Consider the following 13,079-nt stretch of genomic DNA (forward strand, 5'->3'; position numbering starts at 1 on the left):
GGGGTAATTACTCGAACAGGGTGTAGACGATCCCGGTGATGGCGATCAGGCCCAGCAGGGTGACGAACACATTGCTCAGTGCGCCGCTGTATTGACGCATGGCCGGTACTTTGTGGATCGCGTACATCGGCATCAGGAACAGCAGACAAGCGATGACCGGGCCGCCCAGTGTTTCAATCATGCCCAGAATGCTGGGGTTCAGGGTGGCGACCAGCCAGGTGGTGACCAGCATGAACAGCGCGGTGATACGGTTGAGTTTGGCGGTGGCGACGGTTTTACCGCGGCTGCGCAGCATTTTTATCATCATGCCGTTCAGGCCTTCGCCGGCACCCAGGTAGTGACCCAGAAACGATTTGGAAATCGCGATAGTGGCGATGACCGGCGCCAGATAACCCATTACCGGGTTATTAAAGTGGTTCGCCAGATAAGACAGGATGGAAATGTTCTGTGTTTTGGCTTCCATCAGGTCAGACGGGGAGAGCGCCAGCACGCAACTGAACACGAAGAACATGACGGTCAGCACCATCATGATGTGGCTACATGCCAGAATACGGGAACATTTTCTCTCTGCGTTATCACCGTATTCACGACGTTTCGCGACCGCAAAAGATGAGATAATCGGCGAGTGGTTGAAAGAGAACACCATAACCGGAATCGCCAGCCACAGTGTTGCCAGCAGGCCATTGCCCGTGGTGCTGTTGGTCAGGGAAATATTATGGAAAACAGTGGTATTCCAGTGGGGAATTAAATACAGCGCCAGCATCATTAATACGGCGACGAACGGATAAACCAAGACGCTCATGGCTTTTACGATCATCGCTTCGCCGAAGCGGACAATAAACATCAGCCCCAGAATTAATACCAGCGACAGAATTGCTCGCGGCGGCGACGGTAAATGCAACTGGTGAGTAATAAAGCTATCAACGGTGTTGGTAATCGCAACGCTGTAAACCAGAAGAATCGGGTAAATAGCGAAAAAATAGAGCAGTGTGATTAATTTTCCCGCACCGACACCAAAGTGTTCTTCGACCACTTCGGTAATATCTTCACCGCCTTTTTTACCGGATAAAACGAATCGGCATAATGCGCGGTGAGAAAAATAGGTCATCGGGAAAGCAATAATAGCCATGATAATCAACGGAATTAAACCGCCGATGCCGGCATTGATGGGTAAAAACAGCACACCCGCGCCGATGGCGGTGCCGTACAGGCCCAGCATCCAGACGGTATCGCTTTTACGCCAGCCTGAAGCTTGCTCCAGTACCTGACTGCTGTCTTGAATTGTGCTCATACGTGTTTCTCCTTGGTGAACACAGAGTATAAAAAATACCGTACCGGCTGAGAGCCAATACAGAGAGAATTCGCAGGTGTCACACGAGACATCATGTGAATCGGGGTAATCTTTTTTGTGGCGGCATTCTATATCCTGACCGGTGTGAAATAATAGTGAGGCGATCACACAAATGAACAGAGATCAATTATTTTAACTCCAAATAATTAAAAATAAAATATCAGTATTGATGCGTTAAATAATTTATTTCGGCAGGTATCTTTTTTGATGCGTTAATTGATTCGAATGGGTGAATAATAATGCGGGAATATTTTCATGCAGGATGTTAACGAGTGAAATAAATAACCGGTGCAAGGTGGTTATTTTATTCGCGTTGGAGATAATAAACTCAATCATCATAATGTCACGTAAAAATCTTACCGGGCGATGATATGCGGGCCATGACTGACCCGCATTACGCTACTGTGTGCTTAATCGGCTAACCGTTGTTGTGCCCACGCCAGCCCGGAATGATAGGCATCCGGCAGCAGCGGCGTCAGGGCGTTCAGCGTCTGGCTCAACTGCGCATTATCCGGATGCGTAAGGTTCAGATGCCCCACCTTGCGGCCCGGGCGAACCTCTTTCTCATACCAGTGCAAATGCACCAGCGGTAGCGTCAGCCAATCAATGTTCACATCCGTGCCGATCAGATTAACCATCACCGACGCAGTAGCGACCACCGGCGACGGCAACGGCAGATCAAGAATCGCACGCAAGTGCAATTCGAACTGACTGATGGAGGCGCCGTTTTGCGTCCAGTGCCCGCTGTTGTGTACGCGCGGCGCCAGTTCGTTGATCAACAGACGGTCACCGACCACGAAACACTCCATCGCCATCACGCCTACGTAACCGAGGCGATGCATGATTGACGACAGCATCTGCTCCGCCTGTTGTTGCAGGTGAGGCTGTGGTTGCGGCAGCGCTACGCTGGTACGCAGGATGCCGTCTTCATGCAGGTTGTGGGTCAGCGGGTAAAATACGCAGTCGCCCTTCGCGCTGCGTGCGCCGACCAGCGACACTTCGCCGGAAAAAGCGATGCCTTGCTCGACAATGCACTCGCCGTAGCATTCGGCCGGCAGGCTATGTTCTTCGCCGGGGCGGATACGCCATTGTCCGCGCCCATCGTAGCCGCCGACACGGCGTTTAACGATCGCCAGTTCGCCCAGCGTTGCGAATACCGTCGGCCATTCCTGTGCCGAAGCCAGCAATTGCCAGGGGGCGGTCGCCAGACCCAGTTCATCCAGCAGTTGCTTTTGCGTCAAGCGATCGGCCAGACGAGGGAAGATATCGCGGTTGACGAAAGCGGAATGCTGCGCCAGTTGGCGAGTCAGCGCCGTTTCCGGCCAACGCTCGATTTCGGCCGTGATAACGCTGTGCTGCACCGGTACGGATTCCGGCTCTGCATCCAGCCCGACCGGATAAACCGCGATGCCAAGCGGCTCGCCGGCCTGACGCAACATACGGCCTAACTGGCCGTTACCCAGTACGCAAACCGGTTTCATGCCTCTTCCCTCGGATCCGGATGGTTCAGTACGTCGTCGGTCTGTGCCTGACGCCAGGCCGCCAGACGCCACGCCAGCGCGCTGTCGTGGCGTGCCAGAATCTGTGCCGCCAGCAGAGCGGCGTTGGCCGCGCCCGCTTTGCCGATGGCCAGAGTGCCGACGGGAATGCCGCGCGGCATCTGTACAATCGAATAGAGGCTGTCGACGCCGCTTAATGCCGCGCTCTGTACCGGAACACCCAGCACCGGCACCAGGGTTTTGGCCGCCAGCATCCCTGGCAGGTGAGCGGCGCCGCCCGCGCCGGCGATAATAACGTCAAAGCCATTCTGGTCCGCCTGTTCGGCGAAGCTGAACAGTTTATCCGGCGTGCGGTGCGCGGAGACGACTTCAACGTGATACGGCAGATTCAGCGTAGTGAGGATCTCTGCAGCAAACTGCATGGTGGCCCAGTCACTCTTTGAACCCATGACAATAGCGATTTTCGCCGGGGCAGCGTTGGATGACATGCCTGTAATGCTCCTGTGGTTTGCATGACGGTGGTAAGCCATGTCGATGATCGTGCATGACATGGATCGTACATGATGCGGTCATTGCGCGGTGCAACGGCGACCTGAAAACCGAGAGGCGCAGGTCGCGAGGGCGTAGAGCATACCATGAGCTAGAAGGGAGGAAAACGGTTGCGTAGCGATGAAATGGGCCATCGAGAGGGAAAATCAGTGTAAACGCGGCGTTACAATGGAAATGAAATCAGACGGGTATCGTCGGCGGTCACCCGCAGCAGCGATCCCTCCTGATGCCAGGCGCCCAACACTGCACGTTCAGCCTGTACGCCGGCCTGATCGATCGGATGGATCGCCGGGCGGTGGGTGTGGCCGTGGATCATCAACGTCGCCTGATGACGGCGTAACCGGGTAAGCACTTCATCGGCGTTAACGTCCATAATCGTCATGGATTTGTGCTGGTTGGCCTGCTGGCTGGCGGCGCGCATACGAGCGGCGATGCGCAAACGAAAAGACAACGGCAACCACAGGAAAAGCCGCTGGATGAGCGGGTGATGTACTTTGCGGCGAAAGCGCTGGTAGGCATGATCGTCGGTACAGAGTGTGTCGCCGTGCAACAGCAACGTGCGTCGGCCGTAGAGGTCAATCACGGTTTCGGTGGCGAGCAACTGTAGGCCGCTCTGGCGTGCGAAACGTCGGCCCAGCAGAAAGTCGCGGTTGCCATGGGTGAAATAGCACGGCACGCCGCCGTCGGAAAGTGTTTTAAGCGCTTGCGCCACGATGCCGTGCAGCGGCGCCGGGTCGTCGTCGCCAATCCAGGCGTCGAACAGATCGCCAAGAATATAGAGTGCGTCGGCACCGGGAGCGTCTTCATGCAGAAAACGCAGAAAACCGGCGGTAATCGCCGGTTCCTGTTCACTCAAATGCAGATCGCTAATAAACAGCGTAGACATGCCGCAGACGTTACTCGCTAACGGTCACGCTGGTGACCACGACGTCTTCTTTCGGCACATCCTGATGCATACCGCTGCGACCAGTGGACACCGCTTTGATCTTGTCGACCACGTCCATGCCTTCCACCACTTCGGCAAACACACAGTAACCCCAACCGTTCACCGTTTCAGATTTGAAGTTCAGGAAGTCGTTATCCACCACGTTGATGAAGAACTGGGCGGTCGCTGAATGCGGATCGTTAGTGCGAGCCATCGCCAGCGTGCCACGGTTATTGGTAAGACCGTTGTTCGCTTCGTTTTTGATCTGCGCGTTGGTGCTTTTCTGATTCATGCCGGGTTCGAAGCCGCCGCCCTGGATCATGAAGCCGTTGATCACACGGTGAAAAATCGTGTTGTTGTAAAAACCGCTGCGGCAGTAGTTCAGGAAGTTTTCCACGGTAACCGGCGCTTTTTCCGGGAAGGTATTGATGACGATGTCGCCGTGGTTGGTATGAAACGTAATCATAGATGAACCTTACTTAGCCATAATACACAGAATAATGAGAGATATTCACCGAGGCGCCAAGCCGCCAAGAGCGCTCTTATAACATAAGTGAATGGCTGAGTCAGCACAGGGTGAAGCCGTCGGTAAAATGAAGAAAAGGAATGAGAATCTATTTCAAATAAATTCATTAAATTAAACGGATTTTTTTGAATTAATTTGAAATATATTTTTATTGCTCTAAATCAATAACTAGTATCATTTTGATATGTTTTTTTACTTTATAAATTTATCCTTATTGTAGTTGATAGTCACTCTCGTTAACACGTTGCTCATTCAATAATCATACAGGTAGGTAAATTATGTTAGACCGGGTTAATCAGCTGTTAGACAAACCGGATTGCGGCAAGCTGGTTTTGCGACTGTCATTCAGTATTTTGGTACTGTTCCACGGTGTTCATAAGTTGATCGCGGGGGTCGGTGGTATTCAGGGAATGCTGGCGGCTCATGGCTTGCCGGGCTTTATCGCCTACGGCGTGTTTATTGGCGAGGTGATTGCGCCTGTGCTGATGATTCTGGGCATCCTGACTCGTCCTGCCGCGCTGTCTTTCGCCTTCACCATGATTGTGGCGTTCGCACTGGCGCATCCGGAAGCGATTTTCACCCTTGATAAAACCGGGGCATGGGGGATTGAGAACGTGGCGGTTTACTTCTTCGCCGGTATCGCTATCGCCCTGCTGGGCAGCGGTAAATACTCTGTGATGAGTAACCCGCGCTGGCGCTAAGCGCGGCATCGGTAGTCAATAGTTCGATTGCGGTTAGCAGCGATACAAACCCGGCGATAACGCCGGGTTTGTGCGTTTTAAGTCTGATAAGACGCGAAACCGCCGGGATGGCTAATATTGGGCTCACCCGCTTGCAATAGGGCAGGGTTCAGGTTTCAATACGCAGCTACGTCCGCAAACCGGATAAAAACCGACTTTATTACGCGTAACGCAGACAACGATGCACATCTCCTGCGAACACGTTATGTTGTGAACACCATGGAATGCCCTGATGCTAAAGATCTTTAATACCCTGAGTCGTCAAAAAGAGGAATTCAAACCCATCCACGCTGGCAAGGTTGGCATGTATGTGTGCGGGATAACCGTTTACGACCTGTGTCATATCGGTCATGGGCGTACTTTCGTGGCGTTTGACGTGGTGGCGCGTTACCTGCGTTATCTCGGGTATGACGTAAAATATGTCCGCAATATCACCGACATTGACGACAAGATCATCAAGCGCGCGACGGAAAACGGCGAAACTATCGAGCAACTCACCAACCGCATGATCGGTGAGATGCACACCGATTTTCAGGCGCTGAATATTCTGTCTCCGGATGAAGAGCCGCGGGCCACGCATTACATCGCGGAAATCATTGAGCTGGTTGAAAAATTGATCGCCCGTCGTCATGCCTACGTGGCGGATAACGGCGACGTGATGTTTTCGGTGGATACCGTGCCGGGTTACGGCGTGCTGTCCCGTCAGGATCTGGATCAACTGAAGGCCGGGGCGCGGGTGGAAATCACCGAGGTGAAACGCAACCCGATGGATTTTGTGCTGTGGAAAATGTCCAAAGCGGGCGAGCCGAGCTGGCCGTCGCCGTGGGGCAATGGTCGTCCAGGCTGGCATATTGAGTGCTCGGCGATGAACTGCAAACAACTGGGTGAACATTTCGACATCCACGGCGGCGGTTCCGACCTGATGTTTCCGCACCACGAAAATGAAATTGCCCAGTCGACCTGCGCGCACGGCGGCGATTACGTGAATTACTGGATGCACTCCGGCATGGTGATGGTTGACCGGGAGAAGATGTCCAAGTCGCTGAATAATTTCTTTACCGTGCGTGATGTGTTGACTCACTACGATGCGGAGACCATTCGCTATTTTCTGATTTCCGGTCATTACCGCAGTCAACTGAATTACACGGAAGAGAACCTCAAGCAGGCGCGTGCCTCGCTGGAACGCCTCTACACCGCGTTACGCGGCACCGATGCGTCTGCATCGGCGGCGGGCGGCGAGGCATTTGAACGCCGTTTCCGCGACGCGATGGATGACGATTTCAATACGCCGGAAGCTTACTCGGTGCTGTTCGACATGGCCCGCGAGGTTAACCGCCTGAAAGCGGAAGACGCGGCGGCAGCCGATGGTCTGGCGGCGATGTTGCGGCAACTGGCCGGCGTGCTGGGGCTGCTGGAGTGCGATCCGGAGCTGTTCCTGCAAAGCGGCGCGCAGGCTGATGACGGCGAAGTGCAAGAAATTGAAGCGCTGATCAAACAGCGCAACGATGCCCGTCAGTCGAAGGACTGGGCGCTGGCGGATGCGGCGCGCAACCGGCTGACGGAAATGGGCATCGTGCTGGAAGACGGCCCGCAGGGCACTATATGGCGTCGTAAGTAATATCTGGCGTCGTAAGTAATATCTGGCGTCGTAAGTAATATCTGGCGTCGTAAGTAATATCTGGCATCGTAAGTAATATCTGGCGTCGTAAATAATCGTCGCTCGCCAAATGGCATCCTCCCAATAGAAAAGGCCCGGTTTTCGGGCCTTTTCTGTTTCCGGCGGTAATGAAAACGACGGGTTACGCCTGAACGGTGACCGATTCGCCGCCAAAACTCACAACCTGGCCGGCAACGATTTTGCAGCGTTTGCGGGTTTCGGTCTGGCCATCGACGGTGACGTCGCCGGCGGCAATCGCCTGTTTGGCGGCGGCGCCGCTTTCGCTCCAGCCTTGCAGTTTCAGCAAATCGCACAGTTCCACGTGCGGATGTTTCTCAAGATGAAATACGTTCATGGTGGGTTATGCCTGTGCCGGAGTGTCGTGGTATTCCTCGCAAGCCTGCAAGGTGTTTTGAATAAGCGTTGCAACCGTCATCGGCCCGACGCCACCCGGCACCGGGGTGATGTACGCCGCGCGCTCGGCGGCTTCGTCGAACTTCACATCGCCCACCACTTTGCCGTTTTCCAGCCGGTTGATGCCGACATCAATCACGATAGCGCCCGGTTTGATCCACTCGCCGGGAATAAAGCCCGGTTTGCCGACGGCGACCACCAGCAGGTCGGCGTGTTCGACGTGGTGGCGCAGATCTTTGGTGAAGCGATGGGTCACGGTGGTGGTGCATCCCGCCAGCAGCAGTTCCATACTCATCGGACGGCCGACGATGTTGGACGCGCCGACAACGACGGCGTTGAGGCCAAACATATTGATGTCGTAACGCTCCAGCAGCGTGACGATGCCGCGTGGAGTACAGGGGCGCAGCAACGGCGCGCGCTGGCACAGCCGACCGACGTTATACGGATGGAAGCCGTCTACGTCTTTGTCCGGCGCGATGCGTTCAATCACTTTGGTATTGTCGATGCCTGCCGGTAACGGCAACTGCACCAGAATGCCGTCGATAGCGGTATCGGCATTCAGTTCGTCGATCAACGCCAACAATTCCGGCTCGGTGGTGGTGGCCGGCAGGTCATAGGAGCGCGAAATGAACCCCACTTCTTCACAGACTTTGCGTTTGCTGGTGACATAAATTTGTGAAGCGGGGTTATCGCCCACCAATATGACTGCCAGCCCCGGCGCGCGTTTACCTTCAGCCAACCGTTGCTTTACGCGCACGGCAACTTCGTCCTTCACCTGCTGCGCAATCGTTTTACCATCAATAATTTTTGCAACCATGTACAGAAAATCCATCATTTTCAATGCGGGGGGGATGCGCCTATTTTGGCAGAAGCGGCGCGGGCTGTCAGGCATTGTGTGGTGATTAATTGTGATCGCGCTGTATTTATCCCCGCGGTGCTGTGGGTTGCCGGTAGATGAGGTCTGCGTCGGCAATGCGCAGAGTGATGGAAAGGTGCCGGATCACCCCTGGGTGAGTTTCTGGCAGTGTTTAACGCTGTGAAAGTAAAGCGTCGATAGTCTTTCTGCAAAATTGTGATATGTGTTAATTATTTTAAACCTTTGTTGGATTTTCTGGTGGGGTATAACGGTGGATTAAATTATAAAAATAAGTTATTGCTGATTTTTTTGTTTTTTGTCAAAAATTCGCCCCTCGGTGTAAATAAAGTTTTTATACTGAATGACGATGAAGTGAATATAAGCCAGTCGATTGTTTTCTGTATCTTTTTGAGGGCCAAATAGGGGGCGTTCATGCTTCGATTATCCTCTCTTTCTATTCGTTACAAGTTTGCGTTGGCGTTAACGCCATTATTGATAGCACTACTGTGGTTTGCGACTAACGGCGTACTGGAGCGACGCCATACCGAGCAGGATATGGTGCAATTCGCACAGTTGTTGGCTCTGGCGCAGCAGGCAGGCAACGCTGCACATGCCTTGCAGCGCGAGCGCGGTATGAGTTCAGGATATATCGGTAGTAAAGGGCAGAAATTCGCCAGCCAATTACGGGATCAACGGGGGGAAACCGATAAAGCATTAGCGGCATTGTGGGAAGGCCAGTCCTCGCTGACGTTATCCGGCGCAGTCGGCGGCATTGCGCAGCGTCTGAACCGCTTGCAGGAACGTTTACAGACGTTGTCTTCACTGCGTGCTCAGGTGGATGGTTTTTCGGTGCCTGCTTCGCAAGCCGTCGGATGGTACACCGCAAGCGTCAGCGATCTGATTGCATTGGTGGGCGAGATGAGCCATCTGGTCACCGATGGCGGGTTGGTGAGCCGGTTGGCAGCCTATTACAACCTGTTAAATGCCAAAGAGCAGGCGGGCATTATGCGGGCGCTGTTGTCCGAAGTGTTTGCCGTGGATCGTTTCGCGCCCGGCCAGTACGAGCGTTTTAGTCAATTGGTCGGCATGGAAAACGCCTACACCAATGCGTTTAACCAGTTTGCCCAACCGGCGCTTCGGCAACAATTGCAGGATTCGCTCAATGATGCAGCGGCGCAGACGGCGCTGAAAATGCGGGATACCGCGTTTAGCAAAGCGGCCAGCGGCGGATTCGGTATTGATGCGAACGACTGGTTCAGCCAACAGACGCAGCGTATCGATAGGCTCAAAGTGGTTGAAGACGCGGCCTCCGCGGAATTGCTGAGCTGGGCTAATCGGCTGGAGTATCAAGCGCGGGTCAGTGGTTACGCTTATCTGGGCGGCGCGGTGGCGGCGCTGGCGCTGGCCTTGCTGCTGGCGGTGCTGGTGGCGCGCAACGTGTACCAGCAACTGACTTCCACACTGAAAACCATTGATGAAATGGGCAACGATCTGACCTGTCGGCTGGATGTGCCGGGTAAAGACGAATTGTCGCAGTTGAACCAGGCCTATAACCGGTCGCTGGAAAATATTGAGATGGTGGTCAGCACCATTAAGCAAGGCGCAGAGCTGGTGGAGAGCGCCAGCACTGAAATTGCCCAGGGGAATCAGGATCTGGCGCAGCGTACCGACGAACAGGCGGCATCGTTGGTGGAAACCGCCAGCAGTATGGAGCAAATCACCATCGCGGTGAAACAGACGGCGGATTATGCCGGCCAGGCATCAGAACTGATGAAAGTCATGGAAGAGCAGATCGGGGCGGCCGATCGCATTACCATGCAGGCCAGTGAGGCGATGACGCAAATCCGTCAGTCCAGCGAGCAGATGTCGCAAATTACCACGGCGATCGACGCCATTGCGTTTCAGACCAATCTGTTGGCGCTGAATGCGTCGGTAGAGGCGGCGAGGGCCGGCGAACAAGGGCGTGGTTTTGCCGTGGTGGCGACCGAGGTGCGTAATCTGGCGCAACGCAGCGCCGGTGAGTCGCAGCGCATTCGGGAGCTGATTTCCACCAGTATCGACCAGGTACATGCCGGTGTGACGCTGGTTGCACGCAGCAGCGAAACCATGAAACAGATCATGACCAGCACATCGCAGGTGCGGGATTTTGTCAGTGATATCGCGACAGCTGCACGGGAACAGTCGCTCGGTGTGGATCAGATCAACCTGGCGTTGAGCCAGTTGGAGCAGGTGACCCAGCAGAATGCGGCGCTGGTGTCGGAGGCGGCCACCGCCAGCCAATTGCTCGACAGGCAGGCCAGCGACATGAAAGAAACGGTCGATCGTTTTGTCGTCGCCGAGAGCAACGATGTTCGGATTGGCCTGCCCCGCTAATCAACCGGCGGTCAGCGCTGATACAGCCTGGCCGCCGCATCCATAAAGGCGCGAGCGATGCGCTCCAGCATCGGTTGTAATTCCCGAGCTTTGTCCGGTTGCCAGGCGAAAGGAGCCTGTTCACTCATGTAGTTACACTGCGCCAGCTCCAGTTGCATCGCGTGTTGGCGCTGTTCCGGTTGGCCGTAGGCGCGGGTGATGTAACCGCCACGAAAACGACCGTTCAAAACCCAGCTCCAGCGCTGCTGTGACTGGCAGACTGCCAACAGCGCCGACTCAATAGACGGCGCACAACTGAGACTGCCGTTGGTGCCGAGATTCAGGTCCGGCAGTTGCCCGTCGAACAAACGTGGAATGCGTGACGCGATAGAGTGTGCGTCGAACAGCAACGCATAGCCGTGGCGCTGTTTGATGCGCGCCAGCTGCTGTTGCAGCGTCTGGTGATAAGGTTGCCAGATATCGCGCAGATAACCGGCGCGCACGGTTTCCGACGGCGCGTGTCCGGGAAGGAACGCCGGCGTGCCGTCGAACAGGATGTCGGGGAACAAGCCGGTGGTGGCGGTGGTATACAGCGGCTGGTCGTCGGCCGGGCGGTTCAGGTCGATAACAAAACGCGAATAGTTGGCCGCCAGCACACTGGCGCCCAGCTCGCGGGCAAAATCGTACAGTTGTGGGATATGCCAGTCGGTATCCGACAGCGGGCGAGCGGCGGGGCTGAGCCCGCCAGCCACTTCCGGCGTCAGCGCGATGCCTGCATGAGGGATGCTGAGCAACAGCGGGCCGTCGCCTTCAATAAAAGTGAATGGGGTCATGAACGTTGTTCTCCACGAAAAATCGTCGTGCAGGGCAGTTGACCACCCAGCCAGTAAACCAGCTCTGCCGGGCGCGCCAGCGGCCAGTGTACGAAATCCGCCGTTTTGCCGATTTCCAGCGAGCCGTTACTGTGCTCCAGCCCCAGCGCGCGCGCCGCGTGCAGCGTGACGCCGGCCAGCGCTTCTTCCGGCGTCAACCGGAACAGCGTACAGGCCATGTTCAGCATCAGCCGCAGCGACAACGCGGGCGAGGTGCCGGGGTTACAGTCACTGGCGACAGCCATCGGTACGCCGTAACGGCGCAACAGGTCGACCGGCGGGCATTGCGTTTCCCGCAGCAGATAATAGGCGCCGGGCAGCAGCACCGCGACGGTGCCTGCCGCGGCCATCGCCGCCACATCCTGTTCGGTCGCGTATTCCAGATGATCGGCGGACAGCGCCTGAAAGCGCGCGGCTAATGCACTGCCGTGCAGCGATGAAAGTTGCTCGGCGTGCAGTTTCACCGGCAACTGAAGCGCTTGCGCGGCCTGAAATAACCGTTCTACCTGCGCCGGGCTGAACGCCAGGTGTTCGCAGAAGGCATCAACGGCATCGGCCAGCCCTTCGCTGACCACCGCCGGCAGCAGCCTGCGGCAGACGAGATCGATCCACGCCTCCGGCTGCTGCCTGAATTCCGGTGGAATAGCATGGGCGGCCAGACAGGTGGAAACGATCTGCACCGGCTGTCGCTGCCCCAGTTCGCGGATTACCCGCAGCATTTTCAATTCGCTGTCCACATCCAGCCCGTAGCCGGACTTGATCTCCAGCGTGGTGACGCCTTCGGCCAGCAACGGCTGCAAACGTGCGAGCGCCGAGGCGAGCAGGCTGTCGTGGTCCGCCTGTCGGGTGGCGTTGACGGTGGCAAGAATACCGCCGCCCGCCGCGGCGATGTCGGCATAACTGACGCCATTAAGGCGTTGCTCGAATTCACCGCTGCGATCACCGCCAAACACCAGATGGGTATGGCAGTCGATAAATCCGGGCGTAATGATGCCGCCGCCGAAATCGGTGACGTGCGACGGCGCGAAATCGGGCAATGCGTGCCGCGCACCCAGCCAGACAATACGTCCGGCGGTGACGGCCAGCGCGCCATCCTCAATCATCTGATAGCGGCCGCCGCGTAGGGTAACCAGGTCAGCGCCCAGCCACAGGCTATCGCACGATATCGTCATCCTGTATTCCTTGCTGTTATAATCTTGTATAGACAAGTTATACGCCCCACCACAGCATTTCATCAAGCTGTGACGGAATAGGAATTTCTTATTCACTTTCTCCGTCACAGTACCGGCAGGCAGCTCACCTGTTTCTCCTATGCGCAATAAAAAATGCGTAATAAAA

Annotated in this window: 12 protein-coding genes; 3 read left to right on the forward strand and 9 right to left on the reverse strand. The window is 55.6% G+C overall.

All coding sequences use genetic code 11. The features are described from left to right. Window positions 1-7: 7 nt before the first annotated feature. The 5 genes from FDP13_RS08060 to ppiB form a co-directional block, all read right to left on the reverse strand. The gene (locus FDP13_RS08060; protein WP_012768983.1) at window positions 8-1,291 is read right to left on the reverse strand and encodes an HAAAP family serine/threonine permease; all 1,284 of its coding nucleotides are present in this window, start codon (window positions 1,289-1,291) and stop codon (window positions 8-10) included. Between the two features lie 470 nt (window positions 1,292-1,761). After that, window positions 1,762-2,832 (reverse strand): 5-(carboxyamino)imidazole ribonucleotide synthase, encoded by a 1,071-nt coding sequence (purK, locus tag FDP13_RS08065; RefSeq protein WP_033576180.1) that lies wholly within the window; start codon window positions 2,830-2,832, stop codon window positions 1,762-1,764. After that, window positions 2,829-3,338: a 5-(carboxyamino)imidazole ribonucleotide mutase gene (gene purE, locus FDP13_RS08070; RefSeq protein WP_143839167.1), complete on the reverse strand. Its 510-nt coding sequence runs from the start codon at window positions 3,336-3,338 to the stop codon at window positions 2,829-2,831. The genes purK and purE overlap by 4 nt, the downstream gene beginning before the upstream one ends. A 224-nt stretch (window positions 3,339-3,562) precedes the next feature. Next, on the reverse strand, window positions 3,563-4,285 hold the full coding sequence (lpxH, locus tag FDP13_RS08075; RefSeq protein WP_143839168.1) for a UDP-2,3-diacylglucosamine diphosphatase: 723 nt from the start codon (window positions 4,283-4,285) through the stop codon (window positions 3,563-3,565). Window positions 4,286-4,295: 10 nt separating this feature from the next. After that, entirely contained in the window at window positions 4,296-4,790 is a 495-nt protein-coding gene (gene ppiB / locus FDP13_RS08080; protein WP_012768987.1) for a peptidylprolyl isomerase B, read from the reverse strand. Window positions 4,791-5,128: 338 nt separating this feature from the next. On the opposite strand from ppiB, the gene FDP13_RS08085 reads away from it, so the two are divergent. Both FDP13_RS08085 and cysS read left to right on the forward strand, forming a co-directional pair. Beyond that, on the forward strand, window positions 5,129-5,551 hold the full coding sequence (locus tag FDP13_RS08085) for a DoxX family protein (protein ID WP_027711385.1): 423 nt from the start codon (window positions 5,129-5,131) through the stop codon (window positions 5,549-5,551). A 271-nt stretch (window positions 5,552-5,822) separates the two neighbouring features. Further along, window positions 5,823-7,208 carry a cysteine--tRNA ligase gene (gene cysS, locus FDP13_RS08090; RefSeq protein WP_143839169.1) on the forward strand — a complete coding sequence of 462 codons (1,386 nt, stop codon included), beginning with the start codon at window positions 5,823-5,825 and terminating at the stop codon, window positions 7,206-7,208. 181 nt (window positions 7,209-7,389) lie between these two features. Here cysS and ybcJ read toward each other — a convergent pair whose 3' ends face one another. Both ybcJ and folD read right to left on the reverse strand, forming a co-directional pair. Beyond that, entirely contained in the window at window positions 7,390-7,602 is a 213-nt protein-coding gene (gene ybcJ / locus FDP13_RS08095) for a ribosome-associated protein YbcJ (protein ID WP_027711388.1), read from the reverse strand. Between the two features lie 6 nt (window positions 7,603-7,608). Further along, entirely contained in the window at window positions 7,609-8,478 is an 870-nt protein-coding gene (gene folD, locus FDP13_RS08100) for a bifunctional methylenetetrahydrofolate dehydrogenase/methenyltetrahydrofolate cyclohydrolase FolD (protein ID WP_033576222.1), read from the reverse strand. 471 nt (window positions 8,479-8,949) lie between these two features. Here folD and FDP13_RS08105 point away from each other — a divergent pair, with 471 nt between their 5' ends. Next, window positions 8,950-10,890, forward strand: a complete 1,941-nt coding sequence (locus FDP13_RS08105) for a methyl-accepting chemotaxis protein (protein WP_143839170.1) — start codon at window positions 8,950-8,952, stop codon at window positions 10,888-10,890. Between the two features lie 11 nt (window positions 10,891-10,901). Here the strand turns inward: FDP13_RS08105 and hutG are convergent, their stop codons facing one another. Further along, entirely contained in the window at window positions 10,902-11,702 is an 801-nt protein-coding gene (gene hutG, locus FDP13_RS08110) for an N-formylglutamate deformylase (protein WP_012768993.1), read from the reverse strand. After that, the gene (hutI, locus tag FDP13_RS08115; protein WP_143839171.1) at window positions 11,699-12,913 is read right to left on the reverse strand and encodes an imidazolonepropionase; all 1,215 of its coding nucleotides are present in this window, start codon (window positions 12,911-12,913) and stop codon (window positions 11,699-11,701) included. Before hutI ends, hutG begins: the two co-directional genes overlap by 4 nt. Window positions 12,914-13,079: the final 166 nt, after the last annotated feature.

The organism is Dickeya sp. ws52, assembly GCF_007210685.1.
In the GTDB taxonomy this organism is placed as follows: Bacteria; Pseudomonadota; Gammaproteobacteria; order Enterobacterales; family Enterobacteriaceae; genus Dickeya; species Dickeya chrysanthemi.